Origin of the sequence: Gulosibacter sediminis (assembly GCF_014904065.1) — a bacterium.
GTDB classification, from domain to species: Bacteria; Actinomycetota; Actinomycetes; order Actinomycetales; family Microbacteriaceae; genus Gulosibacter; species Gulosibacter sediminis.
Genome location: NZ_JACXJG010000013.1, coordinates 150 through 25,281 on the forward strand (window position 1 = coordinate 150; position 25,132 = coordinate 25,281).

22 protein-coding genes and 2 pseudogenes are annotated in these 25,132 nt (G+C 68.9%); 6 read left to right on the plus strand and 18 right to left on the minus strand.

The window, feature by feature from the left end; all coding sequences use genetic code 11:
* Positions 1 to 76: 76 nt before the first annotated feature.
* Entirely contained in the window at positions 77 to 1,183 is a 1,107-nt protein-coding gene (locus ID132_RS14795) for a DUF4261 domain-containing protein (RefSeq protein WP_193128287.1), read from the minus strand.
* A gap of 1,008 nt (positions 1,184 to 2,191) precedes the next feature.
* Between ID132_RS14795 and ID132_RS07825 the strand changes: the two genes are divergently transcribed.
* Together ID132_RS07825 and cls are read left to right on the plus strand one after the other, a co-directional pair.
* Positions 2,192 to 2,680: a YajQ family cyclic di-GMP-binding protein gene (locus ID132_RS07825; protein WP_193128289.1), complete on the plus strand. Its 489-nt coding sequence runs from the start codon at positions 2,192 to 2,194 to the stop codon at positions 2,678 to 2,680.
* 21 nt (positions 2,681 to 2,701) lie between these two features.
* Entirely contained in the window at positions 2,702 to 4,249 is a 1,548-nt protein-coding gene (gene cls / locus ID132_RS07830) for a cardiolipin synthase (RefSeq protein ID WP_125106760.1), read from the plus strand.
* Positions 4,250 to 4,270: 21 nt separating this feature from the next.
* Here the strand turns inward: cls and ID132_RS07835 are convergent.
* The 3 genes and pseudogenes from ID132_RS07835 to ID132_RS07845 form a co-directional block, all read right to left on the minus strand.
* Positions 4,271 to 5,645, minus strand: a pseudogene (locus ID132_RS07835) (FAD-dependent oxidoreductase).
* A gap of 73 nt (positions 5,646 to 5,718) precedes the next feature.
* Positions 5,719 to 6,838: pseudogene (locus ID132_RS15235) on the minus strand (polyprenyl synthetase family protein).
* A 40-nt stretch (positions 6,839 to 6,878) separates the two neighbouring features.
* A complete protein-coding gene (locus ID132_RS07845) occupies positions 6,879 to 7,586 on the minus strand; it encodes a class I SAM-dependent methyltransferase (protein WP_193128290.1) in 708 nt (235 codons plus the stop codon).
* A gap of 62 nt (positions 7,587 to 7,648) precedes the next feature.
* On the opposite strand from ID132_RS07845, the gene ID132_RS07850 reads away from it, so the two are divergent.
* Positions 7,649 to 9,007 carry an isochorismate synthase gene (locus ID132_RS07850; RefSeq protein ID WP_193128301.1) on the plus strand — a complete coding sequence of 453 codons (1,359 nt, stop codon included), beginning with the start codon at positions 7,649 to 7,651 and terminating at the stop codon, positions 9,005 to 9,007.
* A 346-nt stretch (positions 9,008 to 9,353) separates the two neighbouring features.
* Here the strand turns inward: ID132_RS07850 and ID132_RS07855 are convergent, their stop codons facing one another.
* From ID132_RS07855 to ID132_RS07870, 4 genes are all read right to left on the minus strand, one after another.
* On the minus strand, positions 9,354 to 10,235 hold the full coding sequence (locus tag ID132_RS07855) for a PPK2 family polyphosphate kinase (RefSeq protein WP_125106755.1): 882 nt from the start codon (positions 10,233 to 10,235) through the stop codon (positions 9,354 to 9,356).
* 32 nt (positions 10,236 to 10,267) lie between these two features.
* On the minus strand, positions 10,268 to 10,843 hold the full coding sequence (locus ID132_RS07860) for a thiamine pyrophosphate-binding protein (RefSeq protein ID WP_193128291.1): 576 nt from the start codon (positions 10,841 to 10,843) through the stop codon (positions 10,268 to 10,270).
* A complete protein-coding gene (locus ID132_RS07865) occupies positions 10,803 to 12,026 on the minus strand; it encodes a thiamine pyrophosphate-binding protein (RefSeq protein WP_459562457.1) in 1,224 nt (407 codons plus the stop codon). Before ID132_RS07865 ends, ID132_RS07860 begins: the two co-directional genes overlap by 41 nt.
* Positions 12,027 to 12,182: 156 nt before the next feature.
* Positions 12,183 to 12,653: a PLD nuclease N-terminal domain-containing protein gene (locus tag ID132_RS07870; RefSeq protein WP_125106753.1), complete on the minus strand. Its 471-nt coding sequence runs from the start codon at positions 12,651 to 12,653 to the stop codon at positions 12,183 to 12,185.
* A 66-nt stretch (positions 12,654 to 12,719) separates the two neighbouring features.
* On the opposite strand from ID132_RS07870, the gene ID132_RS07875 reads away from it, so the two are divergent.
* Positions 12,720 to 13,163 (plus strand): DUF4229 domain-containing protein, encoded by a 444-nt coding sequence (locus ID132_RS07875; RefSeq protein ID WP_193128292.1) that lies wholly within the window; start codon positions 12,720 to 12,722, stop codon positions 13,161 to 13,163.
* A gap of 3 nt (positions 13,164 to 13,166) precedes the next feature.
* Here ID132_RS07875 and ID132_RS07880 read toward each other — a convergent pair whose 3' ends face one another.
* From ID132_RS07880 to ID132_RS07895, 4 genes are read right to left on the minus strand one after another with little or no spacing between them, the layout of a single operon-like run.
* A complete protein-coding gene (locus ID132_RS07880; RefSeq protein ID WP_193128293.1) occupies positions 13,167 to 14,141 on the minus strand; it encodes a 1,4-dihydroxy-2-naphthoate polyprenyltransferase in 975 nt (324 codons plus the stop codon).
* A 9-nt stretch (positions 14,142 to 14,150) separates the two neighbouring features.
* Positions 14,151 to 15,515: an AMP-binding protein gene (locus tag ID132_RS07885; protein WP_193128294.1), complete on the minus strand. Its 1,365-nt coding sequence runs from the start codon at positions 15,513 to 15,515 to the stop codon at positions 14,151 to 14,153.
* 8 nt (positions 15,516 to 15,523) lie between these two features.
* A complete protein-coding gene (locus ID132_RS07890; protein WP_193128295.1) occupies positions 15,524 to 16,435 on the minus strand; it encodes a 1,4-dihydroxy-2-naphthoyl-CoA synthase in 912 nt (303 codons plus the stop codon).
* Between the two features lie 27 nt (positions 16,436 to 16,462).
* Positions 16,463 to 16,906, minus strand: a complete 444-nt coding sequence (locus tag ID132_RS07895) for a hypothetical protein (protein WP_125106748.1) — start codon at positions 16,904 to 16,906, stop codon at positions 16,463 to 16,465.
* A gap of 105 nt (positions 16,907 to 17,011) precedes the next feature.
* Here ID132_RS07895 and ID132_RS07900 point away from each other — a divergent pair, with 105 nt between their 5' ends.
* Entirely contained in the window at positions 17,012 to 18,034 is a 1,023-nt protein-coding gene (locus ID132_RS07900) for an o-succinylbenzoate synthase (protein ID WP_125106747.1), read from the plus strand.
* 12 nt (positions 18,035 to 18,046) lie between these two features.
* Here ID132_RS07900 and ccsB read toward each other — a convergent pair whose 3' ends face one another.
* From ccsB to ID132_RS07925, 5 genes are all read right to left on the minus strand, one after another.
* Positions 18,047 to 19,120 carry a c-type cytochrome biogenesis protein CcsB gene (ccsB, locus tag ID132_RS07905; protein WP_125106746.1) on the minus strand — a complete coding sequence of 358 codons (1,074 nt, stop codon included), beginning with the start codon at positions 19,118 to 19,120 and terminating at the stop codon, positions 18,047 to 18,049.
* Positions 19,121 to 19,184: 64 nt separating this feature from the next.
* Positions 19,185 to 20,879: a cytochrome c biogenesis protein ResB gene (gene resB, locus ID132_RS07910; protein WP_193128296.1), complete on the minus strand. Its 1,695-nt coding sequence runs from the start codon at positions 20,877 to 20,879 to the stop codon at positions 19,185 to 19,187.
* Positions 20,863 to 21,672, minus strand: coding sequence for a cytochrome c biogenesis CcdA family protein (locus ID132_RS07915; RefSeq protein ID WP_125106744.1), 810 nt, complete (start codon positions 21,670 to 21,672; stop codon positions 20,863 to 20,865). The genes resB and ID132_RS07915 overlap by 17 nt, the downstream gene beginning before the upstream one ends.
* Positions 21,673 to 21,675: 3 nt before the next feature.
* Entirely contained in the window at positions 21,676 to 22,248 is a 573-nt protein-coding gene (locus ID132_RS13880; RefSeq protein WP_125106743.1) for a TlpA family protein disulfide reductase, read from the minus strand.
* A 17-nt stretch (positions 22,249 to 22,265) separates the two neighbouring features.
* On the minus strand, positions 22,266 to 22,913 hold the full coding sequence (locus tag ID132_RS07925) for a histidine phosphatase family protein (RefSeq protein WP_193128297.1): 648 nt from the start codon (positions 22,911 to 22,913) through the stop codon (positions 22,266 to 22,268).
* 178 nt (positions 22,914 to 23,091) lie between these two features.
* Between ID132_RS07925 and aspS the strand changes: the two genes are divergently transcribed.
* A complete protein-coding gene (gene aspS / locus ID132_RS07930; protein WP_193128298.1) occupies positions 23,092 to 24,402 on the plus strand; it encodes an aspartate--tRNA(Asn) ligase in 1,311 nt (436 codons plus the stop codon).
* 78 nt (positions 24,403 to 24,480) lie between these two features.
* On the opposite strand, the gene ID132_RS07935 is transcribed toward aspS, so the two are convergent.
* On the minus strand, positions 24,481 to 25,092 hold the full coding sequence (locus ID132_RS07935; RefSeq protein WP_328743900.1) for an aquaporin: 612 nt from the start codon (positions 25,090 to 25,092) through the stop codon (positions 24,481 to 24,483).
* Positions 25,093 to 25,132: the final 40 nt, after the last annotated feature.

Below are 25,132 nucleotides of genomic sequence, written 5' to 3' on the forward strand. Positions count from 1 at the left end.
CAAAAAATCGGCCCCAGCACGCTGAAGTCTCAGCAGGCCGGGGCCGATTCGCCACACTGGCGTCACGCCGAAGCAACTACGGCTGCGGCACAGCCGTCAGCGCGATCACCTCATCGTCAAAACCGAAGCTCGAGGGCCGGATGCTCGCCACGAGCTGGGCACGCTCGCTGCCGCCAATCGTGTCGCCATCCCGAATAACTGGCCCCTCGACCGTGAGATACACGGCCGTGTTCGCGAGCACGTCGCGCACGCCCGCGGCAACGAGGCCGGATCCCGGTGCTATCTCGAGGTCGCGCAGCCCGAGATCCCCGAGCCCGCGGGTAAAGCCGTGCGCGCCATCGCCCTCGCCGCCAACATTGACCGACACCCACAGCAGCGTCGCAGGCTCGGGCAGCATCGACTTCGCGAAGTCGCGATACAAGCGGGGCGAGACAACGTGCCCCGCTCCGCGCAAGTAGATGGCCCGCGTCGCGCGATCGATGCTGATCACCGACGCCACCACGCGAGTAAGCAACGAGGCATCTTCAATGGCGTCGGCCGACCGCACACCGTCGTCACCCACCGGGCGCGCCACAGCAACGAGCGAAAGCTGCGTCGCGTCGGTGGGCACCGCATCGTCGGGATTCCAGAGCCGGCTCGCGGCCACGAGTTCATCGAGCGGCTCCGACACCGTGCCCGACTCGAGCCGGATCACCACCACGCGGTCGCCGACCCGCAGCGTGATCGTGCCGTCGGGCTGCTGCTCGACGTCGCTCACCGTGCCTTCAAGCTCGGGCCAGTCGCGCTCGAGCTGCCCGACCAGGGCATCGGTCGACAGCTCGCCGCCGTCGGGTCGCCGCAGCAGCATGGCCGTCTGCACGCCCGAGCGCGCATCCGACTGGCGCTCGCGCTGCTCGGTGCCGGTCGCTCCCTCGGGCTCGCCCGCACCAGGCTCGTCAGCTCCCTCACTGCCCGCACCCGGCTGCGCAGCACCCGCGACACCTTGTCCTGCTTCATCGCCACCCGCGACGCCCGGGCTCACTTCGTCGCCACCCGCGATGCCTGGGCCCGCCTCGGTGCCGCCAGCGACTCCTGCTCCTGCTTCGTCGCCACCCGCGATTCCTGCGCCCGTCGCACCAACCGGCGGGATGCTCGCGAACTGCTCGCTCGAAGCTTGGTCCTGCGGCTCGCCGCCTTGGTCCACAGCTTCTACCCGGCCACCTTCAGAACCGTCCGTGCCAGCACCAGCACCAGCACCANTCCGCCCCCACGAACGCAAGGCGCAGCACCTCGCCGTCGCCGTCGGGAATCGGCGTCGAATCAACCACGAGCAACGCGGGCGACTTGCCGTCCGACGACGCGAGCGTCTCGCCGGGGGTCAGCACCGGTCCCCTCCCCTGCAGGTAGCTCGCGATGCCGAAGAGCGTGCCCGCGGTCTCGTCCTCGGCCTGCGGCGACCACGTGAGCTCAAGCTCGGGCAGCCCATAGAGCACCATGCCGCGCGTGTGCGCGGTGAACCCGCCCTCAACGGCCCGCACCAGCACGCGCACCGCATACGCAAACAACCGCTGCTCCGTGTCGTGGTGAAAATCATCAAAGCAGCGGGGGTCGATGAGATCGTTGCCCTTGTTGAACCCAACGCTCAGCACGCCCGGCACGAGGCGCACGAGCTCGGAGGTCACACCGCCAAGCACAAACATCTCGGTCGCGAGGCGCTCATGCTCGGGCTGCTCGGTGTTCGGCGCAAGGTCGTGCAGCGAGACCGTGACGAAGTGGCTCGGCTCGGGCCGCGACGCGCCCACCGGCCAAAACCGCCCGGTCGGCACCGAAGTGTCAAAGAGCCCTCCGTCCGCGGGCGCCTCGCGCACCGCGATCGCCACCACATAGCTGCCGATGACGAACATCGTCTCGAAGCCCTGCCGGTTCTCGGGCGGCACGATCTGCGTCGACTCACGCTCGATACCCCAGTCGGCACAGAGCCGCTCAACGATCCGCTCGGCGTCGAGACTCGAGGGCCGCTGCGCGAGCGTAAGGAAACTGGCAACCGACACGGCGGGGCCTCGCTTTCGTAGAAACGGGTGCCTCCACCGTAGAAAACCGACCCTGAACATGCGAGCGTCGGCAGACTGACCGCCCGTAGACACAACGATGGATGCTCGGCTCGGCCCCGAAAGACGGCCGCGAGCCGCGCGCGGCAACGTACGATGGCAGCATGGCTGATTCCTCGTTTGATGTCGTGAGCAAGGTCGATCACATGGAGGCCGCGAACGCGGTGAACCAGGCGAGCAAAGAAATCGCGCAGCGGTATGACTTCCGCGACGCGGGCGCCTCGGTCGAGCTCTCCGACACGAAGTTCATGATGAAGGCGGCGAGCGAGGACCGCGTGCTCGCGGTGCTCGACGTGCTGCAGTCGAAGCTCATCAAGCGCGGCATCTCGCTGAAGTCGCTCGACACCGGCGAGGCCTACCCCTCGGGCAAGGAGTACCGCCTCGAGGCGACGCTCAAGGAGGGCATCGACCAGCCCAACGCGAAGAAGCTCTCGAAGCTGATCCGCGACGAGGCACCGAAGACCGTGAAGGCGCAGATTCAGGGCGACGAGTTGCGCGTGAGCTCGAAGAGCCGCGACGACCTGCAGGCGACGATGCAACTACTGCGCGGCGCCGACGTCGACCTCGACCTACAGTTAGTCAACCTCCGCTAAGCAGCGGAGACCCACAACCCCATGCTCCAGAGCGAGTCCGGAGGCGGCGGAATCTGGCTCGGCCCGCTCGGCTACTGGGGCCTGAACGACAGCACGTGGTGGATCACCCTGATCGGCGCGACGAACCTCGTCATCGTCATCACGATGCTGTTCACCGTCGGTAAGAACCGGCGCCCGACGACCGCCGTGGCCTGGCTGCTCGCCGTCACGCTCATCCCGTACGTCGGCCTGCTGCTGTTCGCGATGTTCGGCAGCAACCACCTGCCCCGTTCGCAGCGGCGCAAGCAGGAAGAGTTCGACGAGCTGCTCCGCGAGGCTACGCAGGGCCTTGACGACCGCGTGACGACGACGATGCCGAAGCGCTTTCGCCAGGTCTCGCGGCTCGCGCGCACGCTGACAGCCATTCCGCACCTGCCGGGCAACCGCATCCAGATTCACACCGAATACGACGCGACGATTCTCGAGATGGCGCGCGAGATCGACGGCGCCGAAGAGTACGTGCACATGCTCTTCTATACGGTCGGCTACGACGACATCACGAAGCCGTTCTTCGACGCCATCGAGCGGGCACAGGCGCGCGGCGTCACGGTGCGCGTGCTCTTCGACCAGATCGGCACGGTGCGGTACAGCGGCTACAAGCAGCTGCGCAGCCGGCTGCGCGCGATGGGCGTCGACTATCACCACGTCTACCCCGTGCTGCCGTGGAAGGGCGGCTGGCAGCGCTTCGACCTGCGCAACCACCGCAAGCTGCTCGTCGTCGACGGCCGCGTCGGCTGGGTCGGCTCGCAGAACGTCATCGCCCGCGACTACCACAAGGGCGGCAAGCCGGGCGAGCGCATGCTGTGGCAAGACATCATGCTGCGGCTGCAGGGCCCGATGGTGATCGCGCTCGACGCTGTCTTCCGCAACGACTGGTACATGATCACGGGCGTGCTGCTTGACGACGCCGACGACCCGTCGGCGCAGTATTACATCGACGAGCTCGAGCGGGCGCGCGTCCTCGGCGACGTCGAGGAAACCTATGACTGCCAGCTCGTGCCCTCCGGCCCCGGTTACGAGAACGAGAACAACCTGCGCATCTTCGTGCAGCTGCTCTACCTCGCCCGCAAGCGTGTCGTCATCGCCACCCCGTACTTTGCGCCCGACGACTCGATGCTCTACGCCATCACCACGGCGGCCCAGCGCGGGGTCAAGGTTGAGCTGTACGTGTCAATGAAGGGTGACCAGTTCTTCATTCAGCACGCGCAGCAGTCGTTCTACGAGCAGTTGCTGCGCTCGGGTGTGCGCATCATGCGGTACGAGGAGCCCTACATCCTCCACGCTAAGCACATGACCGTCGACGACGAGGTGTCGTTCGTCGGCTCGAGCAACCTCGACATGCGCTCATTCACGCTCAATGCTGAGCTCATGCTGCTCGTCTATGGCCGCGCGTTCGCCACCCGGATGCACGCGGTCGAGGAGTCGTACCGCGCGGCTTCGAAGGAGCTCACGCTGCACGAATGGCTCGAGCGACCCTGGTACCGGGAGGCGGCCGACAATGTCGCCCGCCTCACCTCGGTCGTGCAGTAGCGCAGGAGCGCGAAGCGTCCGCTACTTCGTCTCGCCCGTCTCGTCGCGCGAGACGTTGATCATCTCGTCGCGTTCGACGACCTTGACGCGCTCGCGCCCCTCGGCCCCGCCGAGCTGCTGCTCGTGCGNCGTCGAGTCGGCGCCAACCCTCGAGGTCAGTGAAGCGCACCTGGCGCTCCTCGAGCAGCGTGAACAGCTCCTGCTGGTCGTCGATCGTCGGCTGCCACCAGTTCGACTCGTCGCCGAGAATCTGCTCGACGGTCTCGCGCGCATCCGACTTCGTCGCGCCGATGAGGCCGACGGGGCCGCGCTTGATCCAACCGGTCGCGAACAGACCCTGCACGCGCTCGCCGTTACCGTCGACGACCGCACCCGCGATGTTCGGGATCACGCCGCGGCGCTCGTCGAACGGCACGTCCTCGAGCGGCGAGCCGAAGTAGCCCACGGCACGGTAGATCTGACCGACGGGAATGTCGCGGATCTCGTCGGTGTCGGCGACGCCGCCGTCGGCGGTCGGCTCGGTGCGCACGACGCGCAGCGCCGAGACGCGGCCGTCCTCCGTGACCACCTCGGCGGGGCGGGCGTAGAAGTGCAGGTGGATGCGGCGGGGCGCCTCGAGCGACTCCTGCTCGCCCCGCCACTTGCCGAGGATGCGGCTGATGACGAGGATCTGCTTGTTCTTCTTCGCGGCCTCGTCGGACTCGGGGTCGCGGTCGAAGTCTTCCTCGGCAACGACGATGTCGACGCCGGGCACCTCGCCGAGCTCGCGCAGTTCGAGCGGCGTGAACTTCACCTGCAGCGGGCCGCGGCGACCGAACACGTGCACGTCGGTGACGGCGGTGTTCTTGAGACCCTCGTAGACGTTCGCGGGAATCTCGGTCGGCAGCATGTCGTCGGCGTGCTTCGCGAGCACGCGCGCGACGTCGAGCGCGACGTTGCCGTTGCCGATGACCGCGACCGACGATTGGTCGAGCGGCCAGGTGCGGCTCGCCTCGGGGTAGCCGTCGTACCAGTTCACGAAATCGGCGGCGCCGTAAGAGCCCTCCGCCTCGATGCCGGGGATGTCGAGGTCGGCGTCGTAGAACGCGCCGGTCGAGAAGATGACGATGTTGTAGCGCTGCTGCAAGTCTTCGAGCGTGATGTCGGTGCCGAAGTTGACGTTGCCGAAGATGCGGATGCGCCCGGTATCGAGCACGTCGCGGAGGGCATTCACGACGCCCTTGATGCGCGGGTGGTCGGGCGCGACGCCGTAGCGCACGAGGCCGTAGGGGGCGGGGAGCCGCTCGAAGAGATCGATCGAGACTTCGTGCGTGCCCTCGGCCTCTTTCATGAGGATGTCCGAGGCGTAGATGCCGGCGGGGCCAGCACCGACTACGGCGACGCGAAGACGAGACATGGTTGCTCCTACTCGTGGCAGATGGTTCAAGTGAAGATCGCCGGGTCAGACACCGACGGCGCTGGGCTCGCGCCTAAAAGTCGCGCTCGACGAGGCGCTGAGCGAATTCTCGCAGCGCCTCCTTGACGACGCCCGAGGGCAGCACGTCGAGCGAAGCTGTCGCGCGGTGCACGTAGTCATGCGCGGCCTCAACGGTTTCGCGGGTGACCTCGTGGGCGCGCAGCTCGGCGACGATCGCGTCAACCTCAGCCGGGTCGGCCCGCACGAGCGGCTCGGGGCGCGCGAGGGTTTCGTCGGCGCTGCCCGGCTCGCTGCCGGCCACGCGGGTGCGGATGCGGTCAAGCAGGTCTGCGGCCGACGCATCCCCCGCCGCGGCGCGGCGCTCGAGCAGCAGCACGGGCAGCGTCTCGACGCCGGCGCGCAGGTCGGTGCCCGCGCGCTTGCCGGTCGTGTCGGCGGCCGGCGAGAGATCGATGACGTCGTCGACGATCTGGAAGGCGACGCCAACGGCCTCGCCGAACTCGCGCATCGCGGGACGGTACTCGGCCGGCGCCTCCGACAACAGCACGCCGAACTCGCTCGCCGCGCCGATGAGCGAGCCGGTCTTGTCGGCGAGCACGCGGAGGTAGTGGTCGATGCGGTCTTCGCCCTCGCGCGGGCCGATGGTCTCGTGCATCTGTCCGAGCACGAGCCGCTCGAAGACGGTCGCTTGAATGCGAATCGCCTCGGCGCCGAGNGAACGAAAAGATCTGCGAGGCGCGCGCGAACAGCAGGTCGCCGGCGAGAATCGCGGTCGAGTTGCTCCAGCGCAGGTGGGCGGCAGTGACGCCACGGCGCAGCGTCGCCTCGTCCATGACGTCGTCGTGGTAGAGCGATGCGAGGTGCGTGATCTCGACGGCGGCGGCGGCCTCGTCGAGCGCCGCACTCGCCGGCTTCGGGCCGAGCTGGGCCGCGAGCAGCACGAGCATGGGGCGCAGGCGCTTGCCGCCCGCGCGCATCAGGTACGTCGTGGTGGTGGCCGCGACCTGGTCGGAGTACTTCACCTGTTCGTGCAGCACCTGCTCGACGCGGTCGAGCCCCTCGTCGAGGGTCGTCTTGAGCTTGCGCTCGGCCGGTTTGCCGAACAGCTGCTTCGCGAAGCCAGCACCGATCGCGCCGTGTGCGGGGCGGCGCGCCGAAGTCGAGGCGGTCACGTAGTCTCCTGAAGCTTGCGAGTGAGGTGGATGCGGCTGGCTAGGCCGCGGGTTTCGTGCCGCGGTGCAGCGCCACGATGCCGTAGGTGAGGTTGCGGTGCGCGACCTGCTCGTAGCCGACCTCGCGCAGCCAGCTCGCGAACGTCGCCTGCTCGGGCCACGCCTGGATCGTGTTGAAGAGGTAGTCGTACGCCTCGGGGTCGCTCGACACGAGCTTGACGATGCCCGGCATGAGCACGTTCATGTAGGTGTCGTAGCCGAAGTTCACGAGCTCGTTCGTCGGGTGCGAGAACTCGCACACGAGGATCTGGCCGCCGGGCTTCGTCACGCGCAGCATCTCGGCGAGCGCACGCTTGGGCTCCTGCACGTTGCGAATACCGAAGCTCACCGTCGTGACGTCGAAGGTGTTGTCGTCGAAGGGCAGCTGCGTAGCGTCGCCCTGCTGGAACGTGATGTTCGGGTGGTCGCCATGGCGCCTCATCGCTTCGCTGATCATGCCGTGCGAGAAGTCGAGGCCGGTGACGGTCGAGCCGTGGTCGGCGAGGATGCGCGTCACGGTGCCGGTGCCGCAGGCCACGTCGAGCACTTGCTGGCCGGGGTGCGGGTCGATCGCACGCCGAGCGCGCATCCGCCAATACGGCGTCACACCGAGCGAAAGTACGTCGTTGGTGAGGTCGTACCCGCGGGAAACTCGGTCGAACATCGACGAGACGTCGTCAGGTCGCTTCGCGAGGTCGGGTTTGGTCACCCGAATAGTCTAGGACACCCTCCGCTCCCTGCCTTCGCGCGCGCGGTACGCTGGCACGCGTGATGGTTGCGCTCCCTCGGCTCCGCGTTCGTACCGCGCGAATTGCCGACCCGGGCGGGCTGCTGCAACTCGCGCCCGTACCCGGCGCAGGACAGCTGCGGGAGCTTGCCGTGTGGTTGCGCCGCGGCGACGGCATCGTCGGCCGCGGCGAGGTCTGGCGAGCCGAGTTCTCGGGGCCTGACCGCATCCGCGAGGCGCGCGAGGCCTGGCAGCAGCTCGTCGAGGCGAGCGAGATCTCTGACGAGGTGCAGTTGCCCTCGACCGGGCTCGTCGCGTTCGGCGCCTTCGCCTTCGCCGATTCGAGCGAGGCCGCGAGCGTGCTTCGGGTGCCCGAGCTCATTTTCGGCCGCCGCGGCGGCGTCGCCTTCGTGACGCGGGTCACCCTTGCCAGCGTCGACGACCCCGAGGATGAGTCGGAGCCCGTGCTCGCGACCGCGCAGCTTCCGGTGCTCGCACCGATCGGCGAGTTTGCGCCGCTGACGTTTGCCGAGGGCGCGATGACTGCTGCGCTGCATCACGACGCGGTCGCCGAGGCCGTGTCGCGTATCCGTGCCGGCGAGCTGTCGAAGGTCGTCATCGCGCGCGACCTCGAGGCACCGATCGCCGCCGGACAGGACTTCCGCGCCGTGCTCGCGCGCCTCGCCGAGGCCTACCCCGAGACCTGGACCTACGCCGTCGACGGACTCATCGGCGCGAGCCCAGAGATGCTCGTGCGGGTGATCGACGGCGCCGTGACCGCGCGCGTGCTCGCCGGCACCGCACCCCGCGAGGCGGACGCTGGGGCCGACGCCGACGCGGCCGAGGCGCTGCGCGCATCCGCGAAGAACCGCGAAGAGCACCGCTACGCCGTCGAGTCGGCGCTCGGTTCGCTGCGCTCGCTCGACCGCCACGACGAGCCCGACACTGGGCTCACCTCTTCGCCCGAGCCGTTCCTGCTCGAGCTGCCGAACGTGTGGCACCTCGCGAGCGACATTCGCGGCACCCTGCCTCGCGACGCGAGCGTGCTCGACCTCGTCGCCGCCCTGCATCCGACCGCCGCGGTCGGCGGCACGCCGCGCGAGGCGGCGCTCGCCGCGATCGACAAGCTCGAACCCTTCGACCGGATGCGCTACGCCGGCCCCGCGGGCTGGCTCTCAGCCTCGGGCGATGGCGAGTGGGTCGTCGCGCTGCGCGGCGCCGAGTTCGCGACGGATGCGGTGACCGCCTTCGCGGGCGGCGGCATCGTCGGCAGCTCCGACCCCGACGAGGAGTTTGCGGAGACGCTGCCGAAGTTCCGGCCCATCGTCGAGGCGCTCGGGGCGNACGGTGGAGCCGGAGGGGTACTAGAGCACTGCACATTCGTGCCGTTGTTCGTCGCATGACGCTGCCCGTGGCCGCACGGTGCGGGCGCGTTAGGGTGAGCGCGTGCGCTGCCCGGGCGCGCTCGAGCCGATGCCGCAAGAACTCTGGCTGACCCCGCTCGCGGGGGGGGTCACGTCGAGCCTGCTCATTGGCGCCGCGGGAGGCATTTATGCTTCAGGGGGTGTTCGGCACGGTCTTCGCGCTCGGGGTGGTCGCGTTTGCCGTGTTGCTGCGGGTGCTGCCGAACACGTCGGGCGTCTCGCGAGAGGCACTTGAGGCGAAGCTTGCACGCGCTCCCCGTCGGGTTGTCGAGTATCGCTGCGGTTGTAACCGCGNTCGGCGAGAAAACCGGCCTAAGCCAAACCCCTACTTGCTCGATTCCTTCAGGCGCTTGAGCTCGGTCTTCGGGTCAAAGTCGGCCTCGGGCCAGTCGAGCTCCAGGCCGCGCAGCGTGTCCAGCAGCAGCCCCTTCACGAACAGCCGCGAGAACCACTTGCGGTCGGCGGGCACGATCCACCAAGGTGCCTCGGGCGTCGAAGTGCGCTGGATCGCGATCTCGTAGGCCTGCTGGTACTCATCCCACAACTCGCGCTCGTCGATGTCACCCGGGTTGTACTTCCAGTGCTTGTCCTCGCGCTCGATGCGCTCGCGCAGGCGCTCCTCCTGCTCATCCTTCGAGATATGCAGAAACACCTTCACGACCTTGGTCCCGGCGGCAACCAGGCCACGCTCGAAGTCAACGATCGCCCCGTACCGCCGCTCGATTTCCTCCGCGGGCGCGAGCGAACGCACCCGCTGCACGAGCACGTCTTCGTAGTGCGAGCGGTCGAAGACGCCGATGAACCCTGGTTTTGGCACCTGCTTTTCGATGCGCCAGAGGAAGTCATGCGCGAGCTCCTCCTCGGTCGGCCGCTTGAACGACGCGAGCTGCAGGCCCTGCGGGTCGACCGAGCCGAACACGTGGCGGATGATGCCGCCTTTGCCCGCCGTGTCCATACCCTGCAGCACGAACAGCACGCTCGGCGCGTTCGGGTCATCGACCCGCGCCTTCGCGTACATGCGCTCCTGCAGGTCAGAGAGCTCCTTGTCGCGAACGGTGAGGAGTTCCTTGCCGATCGCCTTCTCGTTCTTCTTCGCCGTGAAGCCCGGGGTTTCGTCGGGTGCCAGGTCGCCAATCGAGAACTGATCGTCAGTGATCCGCGCGCGCAGCGCATCCTCGAGGTAGATGTAGTCAGTGATGTCGGCCATGGCACCGAGCCTAGACCCGCCCCACTGAAGCGCTACTCGGTGTCGACGTCGGTTTCGCCCTGCTCGGCGTCGAGCGGCACCTCGATGACGATGCGCGGCGACGTCTGGTCGGTGAGCGCCTCCTCGAGCTGCGAGCGCGTCGTCGCGCGGCGGTAGCCCCAGCCGAATGCGTCGGCGATCGCCTCGATGTTGACCTCGCGACCGGTGCGCATGACGCGCTCGAACGCGGTGGCGTCGGCAGTGTCGGCGACCTCGAGGCCGTCGAAGATCGTGCCGCCGCCGTCGTTGCCGACGACGATCTGCAGCCGCGGCGCATCCTCGCCGCCCTGCATGACGAGCAGCGACGAGGCGTCATGCACGAACGCGAGGTCACCGACGAGCAGGCGGGTCATGCCGGCCCGCGAGCTCAGCTCGTCGCCGTGCTGGCTCGCGTCGGCGACGCCGAGCGCGGTCGCGATCGTGCCGTCGATGCCGGCGAGGCCGCGGTTCGCGTGCACGCGCAGGCGCTTGCCGGGCGCGCGGCTGTCGAGGTCGCGAATGAGCCGGGATGCGGCGACGACCAGCCGGTCATGCGGCCACGTGTGCCGCCACAGGGCGTCGACGAGCATGTGCCGGTTGACGGGCTCGCGCGAGACGGCGAGCTCCTGCTGGCCGAAGCGCGCGCGGTCGCGAAAATCGCGGCTGCGCGAGGCCTCGATGTCGGGAGCCGGGGCATCCGAGCCCTGCTCGAGCACGAGGGCGCGGGATGCGTCGAGCCAGCCGGCNAAGCATCCGGCCGGCCTCGCGGCGCAGCTGGAACATTTCATCGCTCGCGCCGAGTCGCGTCGCGCCGAACGCGAGCACCTTGACATCGTCGACGTGCTCGGCCGTCTTCGTCGGCTTGAACGACGGGGCGCCGGGCCGGTCGACGACGATGACCCGCAGGCCAGGCCGCTTCAGCAGCGCCGTCACCTCGCGGCTCAGGGTCGGATGCCCAAGGACGATCGCGAGTTCGAGTCCGTCACGCAGCCCCGGCACCGTGCTCGACTCACCGAGTAGCTGACGGTAGGCGACGACGAGGTTGCGGCCGAACCGGGCACCGCTCGACACTTCGGCCACGAGCGGCCAGCCGCCCTGGCGCGCGATGCGCTCGGCACTCGGGCCGGCGCCGTCGCCCGCGATAACGATGCCGACCGGCCAGTCGGCGGGGTCGAGCTCGGCGATCTCGAGCGGGGTCACGCTGTCGTGCGCTGACGCCCGCAGTTTCGCGGGCGCGGTCTTGTGCTGCTCGATGGTCGCGGTGATCTGCGCCGCGAGCTCGGTGCCGATACCCCGGCCGAGGATGCGCGCATCGCCGCCCTTGCCCGGCCACGCGGCCTCGGCCGCCTCGAGCTCGGGCGACACCGGCGACGCGAGCGCCTCGACTCGGCCGCTCAGGTCGGGCACGATGCCCGAGAGCGGCTCTCGGTAGGCGACGTTGAGGTGCCAGGCCGTGCGCGCGGACGCGAGCTCCTTGCCCGCCCCTGCCGCGAGCGCGAGACTGATCTCGTCGTCGTCGGGGGCGCCGAGCGTGGTCGTGTTGATGAGCGGACCGAATATGCCGCTCTGCACCGTGGTCTGGTTCGCGCCTGTGCCGATGAGTTCCTTCGGCCGATCGCCCGTGAGGGCGATGAGGGGCACGCCCGAGTGGTGCGCTTCGAGCATCGCCGGATGGAGGTTCGCAACCGCCGTGCCCGACGTCGTGATGACCGGCACCGNCGCGGCCCGACTCGCGGGCGAGGCCGAGCGCGAAGAACGCGGCGCCGCGCTCATCCACCCGCACGTGCAGCCGCACGGCGCGCACCCGCTCAAGCTCGGCGGCAACCAGCGCGAGCGCCTGCGAGCGCGAGCCCGGGCACACGACAATGTCGCGCACCCCACCGTTCACCGCCGCGACGAGCAACTCAACTGCTGCCGCGAGCGCGGCGCTCACGAGCGCGTGCCTTCGGAATCCGAGTCGGGGCCGGTACCCGGGGTGTCGCCGAGGTTGTCGTCGCCCTCGCGGGGCTGCTCGTCGTCGGGCTCGATGGTGGGCAGCGCGCCGGTGTGGTTCGACGGATGCTGGTTCATGCTTGTGCGGCGCGCCTGCTCGATCTCGTCGTCGAGCTTTCGCATCTCGTCTTCGAGCTCAGCGATGCGGTCGTCGTGCGCCTTGTCGTCTCCGATGCTGCGCAGGTAGTCGATGTCGTTGTCGGGCGCGCGCTGATCCTTGCCGACGGGACCCTTGCCCATGAAGATCCAGAGCAGCGGGCCGATCACGGGCAGCAGCAGNACGATGACGAGCCAGATCGGCTTGCGGAAAATGCGGGTGCGGTTCGCGTCCGACATCGCGCAGTCAACGACTGCGTAGACCGTCAGTGCGACGGCGACGACCACCCCGAGAATAATCCAGCGACCCATACCCGGAGAGTTTACCTTCGCGAGCCTGACGAACCGTCGGAGGCGGGGATTCGTAGACTGGTCGCGATGAAGACTTCACGCGCCTGGATCATCTACACGGTCGTTCGGCTCCTCGCATTCGCGGTGCCGTTCGTACTCATCATGCTGCTGCTGCCGACGGTGCAGTGGAATTGGCTGATCGCCGTGGTGGTCGCCTCCGTCATCGGCTTCGCCGTCTCGCTGCTGTTCTTGCGCTCCGAGCGCCTCGCGATCGGCGGTGCGATCATGCAGCAGCGCGAGGGTCGCGTCGCCGGGGCGGATGCCGAGGCCGAGGATGCGCTGCTCGATGAGCAGGCGCACGGGCAGCCGGATGCGGTGGCCGAGTCGGACGAGCCGGCCGCCGGCTCGGTGCCCGAGAACGATCCCGACGTCGAGATCGAGCACGACACTGACACCGACACCGACGCCCCGGAAACGACCGAGGCCGCCGATCTCGACAAGACCGACGACCCCGATACTCAGGCCAAGTAGCGCTTAGCCGAGGTACGCCGGCACCACGGCCGGCGTGATGTTCGGCACGATGATGCCGATCGCCATGATGATCGCCCAGGCGAACGAACCGAGCGACGTCAGCTTGAGCGCGAGGATGAGGTCGCGCGGCGTCTCGGACGTCGAGGTGATGACGACGGCCGGGCCAAGAATCAGCAGCGTGAACAGCGCGAAGCCCGACAGCGGGTAGACGAGCATGAACATGATCGTCGCAACGAACGGCGCGAGCGCGAAGACACCGAAGAAGATGCGGCCCGTACCGCGGCCGACGAGCACTGCGAGCGTGCGCTTGCCGGCGCTGCGGTCCTGGTCGAGGTCGCGCAGGTTATTCACCATGAGCACGGCGCAGGCGAACAGGCCCGCGGCGGTGCCGAGTACCCAGGCGTTCGATGGCACGAACAGCACCTGCGTGTAGGCGGTGCCGACGGTCGCGACGAGGCCGAAGAAGATGAAGACGAAGACCTCACCGAGGCCCGCGTAGCCGTACGGTCGCTTGCCGCCGGTATAGAACCACGCGGCGAGAATCGCAAGCACGCCGATGGCAAGCAGCCACCACTGTTCGGTGCGCACGACAAGGAACAGCCCGGCAACCGCCGCGAGCGCGAAGAAGAAGAACGCGAGGTTGCGCACGCGCTTCGGGTCGACGCCGCCACCGCCCGTGAGTCGCGCCGGGCCGACGCGCACATCGTCGGTTCCCCGTACGCCGTCGGAGTAGTCGTTCGCGTAATTCACGCCGATCTGCAGGCAGAGCGCCACGCCGAGCGCGGCGAGCGCCCGCACCCAGTGGAACTCGCCGGGCTGCGCGCTCACGGCCGAGGCGAAGCCGAGCAGCACGGGCGACACGGCGAGCGGCAGGGTGCGCAGCCGCGCCCCGGAAATCCAATCGCGCAGGGTCACGTTGCGCACGTTCGCCTGCTTTCGAGGTTGCTGACTGGGGTTGCTGCGTTTCTGTTTGGCCACCCAGTGATTCTAAGTCGGGGCGGCTTCGAGGCGGCGCGCGAGCGATCCCGCGAGTTCGCGCAGCGCGCGCCGGTCGGGCTTTCCGCTCGCGAGGCGCGGCAACTCGGGGATGCGCGCAGTGAGCGCCGGCCGCGCGGCCGCGCCGAGCGGTGCGAGGGCCGAGTGGATGCGCTGCCACCTCGCATCCGCTCCTGCGTCGAGCGCCGCGGCGCCGAAGTAAGCCGCGTCGGCCGTCGGCTGGCCCCGCGACGGCTCCTCGCCCGCGGGCGAATCCTGCGTCGAGCGGCCGCCCGAGGGCGAGTCGATCGTCGGCCCGCCAGCTGCGGAGTCGGCCGCGATGAGCGCGACGCGCTCGCCCCACTCGCGGCTCGCCACGGCGACCGCGACGACCTCGTCGAAGGCGCCGGCTGAACTCGCGGCGAGCGTCACCTCGTCGAGGTTCACCTTGACGCCGCCCGAAATGATGACGCTGTCGAAGCGCCCGGTGACGGCAATCGTGCCGGTCGCCTCGGCGTCGAGGCCGAGGGCCCAAGGGCCGTCGCCGCTCACCGTGCCGGCGTCGCCCGTGCGGTACCAGCGGTCGTCGGCCTCGTCGGTCACGAAGGCCTCGGCGGTGCGCTCGGGGTCGCCGAGATAGCCGAGCGCGAGCGACGGCGAGGCGACCCAGAGCTCGCCGTCAACCTGCCGCATCCGCACGCCCGGCAGCGGCTGTGCGTTGTAGGCGGCACCACCGCTCGTCTCGCTCGAGCCGTATGTCGTCGTGACCGGCCAGCCGAGCCCGCGGGCCTCGGCGAGCAGTTCCCGCGGCGTCGCCTGCCCGCCGACCAGGATGCCGTGGAAGCGCGCGAGCGCGGCCCCGACCCGCGCATCCTCCCGGGCCGCGTCGACGAGCCGGCGCAGCTGCACCGGCACGAGCGACACGTAGCGCCGCTCGCCGGTGAGGCGCGCGGCGTCGGCGATGAAGCCCTCGGGAGTGAAGTGCTCGCCCGAGGCGACGACCGGCTCGCTGCCCGCGACGATCGAGCGCACGAGCACCTGCGCGCCCGCGATGTAGTGCGCGGGCAGTGTGAGCAGCCACTGCTCGCCGCCGGCGTGCGCCCCGCCGAGGCGGAGGTGCGTCGCGCGCGCCCCCGCCATGAGCCCCTCGGCGGTGAGCAGCACGCGCTTCGGCGCCGCAGTCGAGCCGCTCGTCTCGATGACGAGGGCGACGTCGCCTGGTACGGTCACGCCCCGAAGTTCCTCGCTCGGCCCCGACCAGCCGGCCGGGCGCGGCAACAGCGCCGGCCCCTCCCCCGCGAGCGCCGCGCGCAGCTGGGCGAAGAACTCGGCGGTGTCGTCGACCGCGACCTCGCGCAGCTCGCGCGAGCCGAGCATCCGGCCCATTAGTAGTACCAGGGGTACGGCGCCCAGTCGGGGTCGCGCTTGTGCAGGAACGCGTCGCGGCCCTCGACCGCCTCGTCGGTCATGTACCCGAGGCGGGTCGCCTCGCCGGCGAAGAGCTGCTGGCCCACAAGCCCGTCGTCCTGCAGATTCATCGCGTACTTGAGCATGCGGATGGCCGTGGGCGACTTCGTGAGAATCGTCTCGGCCATGCTCAGGGCCTCGGTCTCGAGCTCGGCGTGGGGCACGACACGGTTCACGGCGCCGACCTCGTAGCCGCGCTGCGCGTCGTATTCCTCGGCGAGGAAGAACGCCTCGCGAGCGAACTTCTGACCGACCTGCTTCGCGAAGTAGGCCGAGCCGTAACCCGCATCGAACGAGCCGACGTTCGCGTCGGTCTGCTTGAACATGGCGTGCTCGCGCGACGCGATCGTGAGGTCGGTGACGACGTAGAGCGAGTGCCCGCCGCCGGCCGCCCAGCCGTTGACGACCGAGATGACGACCTTCGGCATGAAGCGAATGAGGCGCTGTACCTCGAGGATGTGCAGGCGACCCGCGCGCGCCTTGTCGACCGAGTCGGCGGTGTCGCCCTCGGCGTACTGGTAGCCGTCACGGCCGCGGATGCGCTGGTCGCCACCCGAGCAGAACGCATAGCCGCCGTCCTTTGGGCTCGGGCCGTTGCCGGTGAGCAGCACGACGCCGACGCGCGGGTTCTGGCGGGCGTCGTCGAGCGCGGTGTAGAGCTCGTCGACGGTCTTCGGGCGAAACGCGTTGCGCACCTCGGGGCGGTCGATCGCGACGCGCGCGATGCGGCCGGTCGTGTCGAGGTGGTACGTGATGTCGGTGAAATCGAACTGCGACACCCGCTGCCAGCGCGACGGGTCGAAGACGTCAGAAACCTGCTCGGTAGTCATATAACCACCGTAGTCGTCCGCCGCGAGCTACCAGTTGATGGGGGCGTCGGGCAGGGTGCCCCCGTTGATGATGAACTGCAGGATCGTGTTGAGCACGAGCCAGGCGGGCGCCGCGCCGACGATGAAGCTGCAGATGAACGCGAAGATGCCGGTCGCGCGGCCCGACTTGAAGAAGATCGCGTAGAGCGATGCGGTGATCGACACGAAGCCGAGCGTGCCCGCGATGAGCAGCCACATCTGCAGCTCGAACTGTCGGCCGATGCCGAAGAAGTTGAAGAGGTAGAGGCCCGTGATGATGTCGGCGGCGAGCGTCAGCACGGCCCCAAACATCGCCCAATGCCCGACGCGCCAGCTGAGCGGGTTGAGCATCTGGTCGACCCATGGCAGCGGCACCACGGTGGCGTGCCGGTACGAGGGGTCGCGGTCGCGCTTGCGGCGCGGGCCGCCAGCGACGCTCTGCTCGATCGCCATTCGATTCCGTTCGGGCTGGTAGGGATGTGACTGCTGATTAGTGTAGTGCGCGCTCGCCGGGCAGCTAATTCGACCTGGCGCAGCCGGGCGCGCGAAGATGAGCACATGCCTGCCCCGATCGTGCCACTCGACGAGCTCCTCGCCCGCACCCACATCGTGTCGCTGCCGTTGAACACGAAGTTCCGTGGCGTGACCCGCCGCGAGGCGGCGCTCATCGAGGGCACCGCCGAGGTCGCGGGGCAGCCCGTGTGGAGCGAGTTCTCGCCGTTCCTCGAGTACGGCCCCGCCGAGGCGGCGACCTGGCTCGCGGCCGCAATCGAGTACGGCTTCTCGCCCACCCTCGAGCGCCGAGGGTCGGGCTCGGTGCCCGTCAACGCGACGGTGCCGGCCGTCGCCGCCGAACGCGTCGCCGAGGTGCTCGCGCGCTACGACGGCTGCGAAGTCGTCAAGGTCAAGGTCGCCGAGCGCGGCCACTCGCTCGCCGACGACCTTGCGCGGCTCGAGGCGGTGCGCGAGGCCGCGCCGGATGCCAGGCTTCGCATCGACGCGAACGCTGGCTGGTCGGTGGCCGAGGCCGCGGCGGCGCTGCGCACCCTCACCGACGCCGGCTTCGAGTTTGAGTACGCCGAGCAGCCGGTCGCCACGATCGACGAGCTCGTCGCGCTGCGCGAGACGCTCGCGGGCGGCCCGGCCGCACGCATCCGCATCGCCGCCGACGAGCTCGTGCGCAAGGCGAGCGACCCGCTCCAAGTCGCCCGCTCGGGCGCCGCCGACCACCTCGTCGTCAAGGCCCAGCCGCTCGGCGGGGTGAGCCGCGCGGCCGAGATCGTGCGCGCATCCGGTCTCACCGCAACCGTGTCGAGCGCCCTCGACACCTCGGTGGGCATCGTCATGGGCGCGCAGCTCGCGGCGCTGTTGCCCGAGCCCGCATTCGCCGCGGGCCTCGGCACGGTCTCGCTCTTCGCCGACGAGGTGAGCGAGCCGCGGCGCCCCGTCGGCGGCTGCATCTCGCTCGCCCCGGTCGTGCCCGACGAAGCCGCGCTACGCACGAACGCCGCCCCGAAGGAGCGGCGTTCGTGGTGGTTCGAGCGGATGCGCGAGTGCTACGCGCGGCTCGAGGCCAAGTAACTTCTCGGCGGCCTACAGGCCCGAGTACGAGTGCAGGCCTTTGAAGAACACGTTGACGATGCCGAAGTTGAACATCACCGTCGCGAAGCCCACGATCGCGAGCCAGGCTGACGGCGTGCCGCGCCAGCCCTTCGTGCTGCGCGCGTGCAGGTAGCCGGCGTAGACCACCCAGATGATGAAGGTCCACACCTCCTTGGTGTCCCAACCCCAGTAGCGGCCCCACGCAGCCTCGGCCCAGATCGCGCCGGCGACGAGCGTGAAGGTCCAGAAGATGAAGCCGACAACGTTGACGCGGAAGGCCAAGTCCTCGAGGCGCTCCGAGCCCGGCAGTGCCGAGAGCGGGCCACGCTTCGCGGCCTCGCCGGCGCGCACGCGGGCCTCGCGGCGCTGCTGCAGCAGCTGCAGCACCGAAAGGCCAGAGCCGAGGGCGAGGAAGCCCGTCGCAAGTGACGCGATGAAGACGTGAATGACCAGCCAGTAGCTCTGTAGCGCCGGCTGTAGCGGCATGACCTCGACGCGGAAGCCGACGGTTGCGATGCCGAGGAACAGCGTCACCATGCCGGTGATGAAGGTGCCGAGGAACCGGAGGTCTTGCCAGAGCTGCGAGACGAGGAACACGAGCACGATGAGCAGCGTCGCCGTGAGCGTGAACTCGTACATGTTCGACCACGGCACGCGTCCGGCCGCGAGGCCGAGGGTGAGCGCCGACGTGAAGTGCGCCGCGAAGCCGACGAGGGTCGCGACCATCGCGGCGGGCAGGAAGCGCGTCGCGCGCAGGTCGCGCCAGCTTTCACCGCCGCCAGCCCTGGTCGCGCGCACGGCGGTGCCGCCTGAGCTGCTCGCCTCGGGTGCCTTCGAGGTCACGATGCCCGCGCCGCTCGCATCCGCGTGGCTCACGGTCGCGCCGACGAGCTCGCGCGAGGTTGCGCCGAGCGCCGAGCCCGAGTTGCGGGCGGCCGCGGCGCGCTTCGCCTCGGTCGAGCCGCGGCCCGAGAGGTCGAGGGCGAAGAGGATGAACGCCAAGGCATAGACGCCCATGGCGACGTAGTACGCGATGTCCGACCAGTTGATGAGGGATTCGATCATGTGAGGTGTTGCTCCGAGCGGCGAGGATCCGCCGACATTCTGGTTGCGCCGGGGCGCAACCGAGTCAGGATTCGCCGCTCGACGAGTCGGCGGCAGGGTGCTTCAAGGATACGAGTTCGCGTGTGCAGGCGTCTACGAGTTCATTCACGGCCCGCGCAAGCTGCGGGTCCTCCCCGCGCGCGAGGCCGGCGAATTCGACGAGCACGCCGTCGTCGGTGGCCTGCACCTTGACCCAGATGCGGCGGCGCGGCACGAGCAGCGACGAGATGAGGCCGGCGATCGAGAGGAACACGAACACGGCCACCGGCACGCGCGTGTGGTCGCGTTGCACGTCGAACGACGCGTAGCGAGGCACCTCGGCGTCGAGCGAGATGGTGCCGAGGCCGTTCGGCAGCTCGACCGTCTCGCCCGGGCGCAGCTGCATCGCCTCACCGTGGTCGCCGCCCGCGACCTGCGTGAGGTTCTCGGTGTCGAGGCGATAGACCGAGGTTGGCACGCCGTCGTCGAGGCCGAGGTCGCCAACGTAGACGTTGAGCGAGAGCATCGGGTCGAGCAGGTCCTGGTTGGTCGACGTGAACGCGCCCGACTCGAGCTGCGATGCCGTCGGGTAGAAGAAGCCGACCATGCCGACCTGCTCGGCCAGCCCATCCGGAATCTTCACGACGCCGGTCGAGGTGAGGAACGAGTCCTGCGGAATGAAGACGACCGAATCATGGAACACCTCGTTGCCGTCAGGGTCGCGCACCGTGACCGTCGGCGCGTAACCGTTCGCGAGCAGGTAGGTGTCGGTGCCGTCCATGCGCAGCGGCTCGTTCACCTTGATGACGTCCTGGTACGCCTCCTGGCCCGGATGCTGCACCGTCACGTTCGCGGTGTAGTCGGTCGGAATACCGATGGCGTTCTGGTTTTCGTCCTCGTACGTCACCTGCAGATCGTCGAGCTTGACCGAGAAACCGGGAATCTGCGAGGGCGTGAAGAAGCGACCGGGCGTGAACGACGAGTAGCTGACGAGGCCGTTGACGTACGACTGCCCCTCGACGAGCACGCGCTGGCCGTGCCAGTTGAAGCCCGAGAGCACGCCGACCGAGATGATCACGCCGAGCATACCGACGTGGAAAATGAGGTTGCCCGTCTCGCGCAGGTAGCCGCGCTCGGCCGACACCGACAGGGTGCCGGCGCGCTTACCCCGGGGCTGGGTCTCGTAGAGCGTCGTGCGGTAGCGGCGCGACTTGAGCAGTCGCTGCGCCGCGGCGATGATCTCGCCCTCGCGGCCAGTCCAGCGCGCGTCGAGCTTCAGTGTCGCGTACGCATCGAGGCGCTGCAGCCGCGCCGGAGTGCGGGGCGGCTTCGAGCGCAGGGACCGGAAGTGGTGCACGGTCCGGGGCAGGATGCAGCCGACGAGCGACACGAACAGCAGCAGGTATATTGCCGAGAACCACCACGACGAGTAGACGTCGAACATGCCCCACTGGTCGAGCGTCGGCGCCGTGTCGGGGTGGTTCGTAAAGTACTGGGTGACGCCGTTCGGGTCGCTCGAGCGCTGTGGCACGAGCGAACCGGGCACGGCCGCGATGGCGAGCAGCAACAGCAGGATGATCGCCGTGCGCATGCTCGTGAGCCAGGTCCAGAGGTTGCGCAACACCGTCACGGCGCGCGCTCCGGGCCCGCGGGGTGTGCCTGCGGGCTGCTTCTTCGGCGCGCGAATGCTGGGTTCGAACCCCTCGCTGCCGGCGTCGATGTGATCAGAGGGGCGCGACATATCCGGGAAGAATAGATCCGATGTAGGAGACGAACAGCTGCCACACGCCAGCAACCATGAGCACGCCGATCAAGATGATCAGGGCGGCGCCAATGAGGTTGATGGTGCGAATGTGCCGCTTGAGCCAACCGATCCAGCCCGTCGCCGAGCTCCAGAACACGGCGGCGAGCACGAATGGGAGGCCGAGGCCGAGGCAGTAGGCAAAGGCGAGCAGCGCGCCGCGACCGGCCGAGGCCGAGTCAAACGAGAGCGACTGGATCGCGACGAGGGTCGGGCCGATGCACGGCGCCCAACCGAGCGCGAAGATCGCGCCGAGCAGGGGTGCACCGACGAGGCCGGCGGGGGCGCGGCTCAGCTTGATCGTGCGCTGCCAGGGGCCCGCCATGCCCATGAACACGAGGCCCATGAGAATTACGACGATGCCGAGGATGCGCGTGATCGGGTCTTGGTAGCGCAGGAACCAGACGCCGAGCTGGCCGAAGAATGCGCCGGTGACGACGTAAATCACCGAGAAGCCGAGCACGAACAGCAGGGCGCCGAGCGCGACGCGACCGCGGGCCGGGGCCGCGGCCTCGCGCACCGCGGTGGCCGTGCCGCCCGACGCGACCGACTCGCGCGCATCCTGCTTGTTCGTGTCGGACTTCTTGGAATCGGAGACCGTGCCGAGCATGCCGATGTACCCGGGAATCACGGGGAGCACGCAGGGCGAAGCGAACGAGATGAGCCCGGCGAGCAGCGCGATCGGCAGCGCCGCGAGGAGCTGCCCGCTGATGATGACTTCGCCGGGGTTCACGAGCTACTCGGCGAGCGCGTCGTCGATCATCGAGCTGAGCACCGAGGTGTCAGCCAGGCCGCGAATCACGGCGGCGACCGAGCCGTTGCGGTCGAGCACGAGGGTCGACGGGATCGCCTGCGGCGACACGTTGTCGGCGAAGGCGAGGCGCACGCTCGCGTCATCGACGTCGAGGATGCTCGGGTACGTCACGCCGAACTCGTCGGCGAACGACTGGGCGGTTGACGCCTGGTCGTACACGTTGACGCCGACGAACTGCACGCCGTCGTCTTCGTAGTTCTCGTTGACGGTCTGCAGGTCGGCGGCTTCGGCGCGGCACGGCGGGCAGGCCGCGTACCAGAAGTTGACCACGACGACCTCGCCGGCATAGTCCTCGCTCGAGAAGGTGTCGCCCGACTCGGTCTGGCCCTCGAAGGCGATGGGGTCGGCGCGCTGGTCGGCGGGGAAGATCTCCCACGAGCCGTCGCCCGAAACGTAGCCCTGCTCAGAATCTGCGGCGTACTGCTGCGCGAACTCGTCGTTGGCGCAGCCGGTGAGGGCGAGGGCCGCGGCGAGGCCGAGCGCGGTTGCGGTCACTCGGCGGTGTCGTCTGCTCACACAGCTCCCTGGTCGGTGGCCCCAGCGAGTTCGCTGGCGGCCGGTTCGTGATAATCGGCTTCGATGAAGCCGGTTGCCGGGTGGTATTCGAGCACAGTGATGCTCGAAAGGGCGCAACGGCGCTTGGCCGGGTTGTGCGGGAGTGGCCGGTGGGTCACGGCCCGATGCACCATCCAGATCGGCAATTGGTGTGTCACCACGATAACATCGGCGCCCTCCGCTGCGGCCGCGTGCTCGAGCAGCGAGGCCTTCATGCGGGCGACGATTTCGGTGAACGGTTCGCCCCAGCTCGGCACCCACGGCAGGGCGAAGTGCGGCCAGTTGCTCGGCTTGCGCCAGGCACCGTCGGGGCCGCCGAGGCGCTGGCCCTCGAAGACGTTCCAGGGCTCGACAATGCGGTCGTCGATGACCGGCTCGAGCCCGAAGGCCTTGGCGACCGGCGCCGCCGACTCCTGCGTGCGCACGAGCGGCGAGACGACGAGGCGCCCGGCCGGCACGTTGCGCGCCGCGAGATCGTCGGCCGCGAGCTTCGCCATGCGATGGCCGCGCTCGCTCAGGTGATAGTTCGGCAAGCGCCCGTACAGAATGCCCTCGGGGTTGTCGACCTCGCCGTGCCGCACCAGGTGGATTCGCTGCTCCTGCATAGTCGCAAGCCTAGCGAGACGCGCCTGCGTAGGCTGATCGCATGAAGGAATGGATCGAGTATCGGCGCGGCCTCGACCGCGAGCTGCTGGGCTGGATACGCTCCGACGGCGCCTAGCCGCGGCTGAGTCGCCACTGGGAAGGCACGTGCGCGCGGCGCCGGGCGACTAGGATGGCGGGGTGACTCAACGAACCGTGATTGCCGAACTTGCCGGACTCGAGGATGGACCGGTCAAGGTTCAGGGCTGGGTAGACACCGTCCGCGACCAGAAGAAGGTGCAGTTCGTCGTGCTTCGCGACGAGACCGGCGCCCTGCAGCTCGTGAACCCGCGCAGCGAGGGCCGCGAGCAGATCAGCGACACGATCTCGTCGCTCGCGCAGGGCACCATGCTCACCGTCACCGGCGAACTCAAGAAGGATGAGCGCGTGAAGCTCGGTGGCCTCGAGGTGAAGGTCGGCGAGATCATCGTCGAGTCGGAGGCCGACCCCGAGACGCCGATTGCCGACGACACGTCGATCGACAAGCGCCTCGACTGGCGCTTCCTCGACCTGCGCACGCCGCGCAACAACACGCTCTTCCGCGCCCAGACCACCTTCACGCACGCGATGCGCGACTACTGGTTCGAGCGCGACTACATCGAGGTGTTCACGCCGAAGCTCATGGCGAGCGCGTCGGAGTCGAACGCCGAGCTGTTCAAGGTCGACTACTTCGACCGCCCCGCGTACCTCGCGCAGTCGCCCCAGTTCTTCAAGCAGATGGCGCAGTCGGCTGGCTTCGGCAAGATCTTCGAGATCGGCCCCGTGTTCCGTGCCGACCCGTCGTTCACCTCGCGCCACGCGACCGAGTTCACTGGCGTAGACGCCGAGATCTCGTGGATCGACTCGCACGCCGACGTCATGAACATGCAGGAGGAGCTCATGCGCACCGCCCTGCAGGCAGTCTCGGAGCGCCACGGCGACGCGATCAAGCAGCACTTCGACGTCGATGTGAAGGTGCCCGACGTGGCGTTCCCGCGCATCCCGCTGCTCGAGGCACGCGAAATCGTGCAGTCGCGAGGCCACAAGTTCGAACGCGGCGACCTCGACATGGATCCCGAGGGCGAGCGCGAGATCGGCCGCTGGGCGCTCGAAGAGCACGGCAGCGAGTTCGTGTTCCTCACCGACTACCCCGTTTCGATCCGCCCGTTCTACCACATGCGGCACGAGCACGACGCATCGCTGACGAAGTCGTACGACCTCATCTGGAACGGCGTCGAGATCTCGACGGGCGCGCAGCGCGAGCACCGCATCGACGTGCTCGAGCAGCAGATCCGCGAGAAGGGCCTCGAGCCCGAGGAACTCTCGTTCTACCTCGACTTCTTCCGCTACGGCGCGCCCCCGCACGGCGGCTTCGGCATGGGCCTCGCCCGCATGATGATGCTCATGCTGCACCAGGCGAACCTGCGCGAAGTGACCTACCTCTTCCGCGGCCCGAACCGCCTCACGCCGTAACGCGCATCCGCTTCGGCGCCGCTTGGCGCCACGACTCGACCCCCGTGCAGCTCTTGCGCGGGGGTCGAGTCGTTTCGGCTAGGCGCGCGCCCGGTCGAAGAGCGGCTTGAAGGTGAAGCCGGCGATGAGCGCGCCGAGCGTCGGGAACACGAGGAACACCCAGAGCTGCGTGAGCGGCTCGGCGCCGCCGAACACCGCGGTGGCGATGGACCGCGCCGGGTTGACCGAGGTGTTCGAGACCGGGATGGTCACGAGGTGGATAAGGGTCAGCGTGAGTCCGATCGCGAGTCCTGCGAACTTCGTGCCGCGCGTCTCGTGGGTGACGCCGAGAATCACGTAGAGGAACAGCGCCGTGAACACGGTCTCGATGATGATGACGGCGCCGAGGCCGAAGCCGCCCGGCGAGAGGGAGTCATAGCCGTTCGACGCGAAGCCGGCCTCCTGCGCCGACGCGAGCCAGCCCTCAGGTCCGAACGAGCCAATGGCGAAGAGGACCGCAGTGGCGAGCACGCCGCCGACGATCTGCGCGACGACGTAGCCGAGCACGCCCGACCAGGGGAAGCGTCCGGCGGCGGCAAGGCCGACCGTCACGGCGGGGTTGAAGTGCCCGCCCGAAATCGGGCCGAACGCGTACGCGCCGGCGATGACGGTGATGCCGACCGCGAGCGCGACGNCCGACGAAGCCGACACCGAGCGAGGTGCCCTCGGGGCTCGCGCCGAAGTTCGCCGC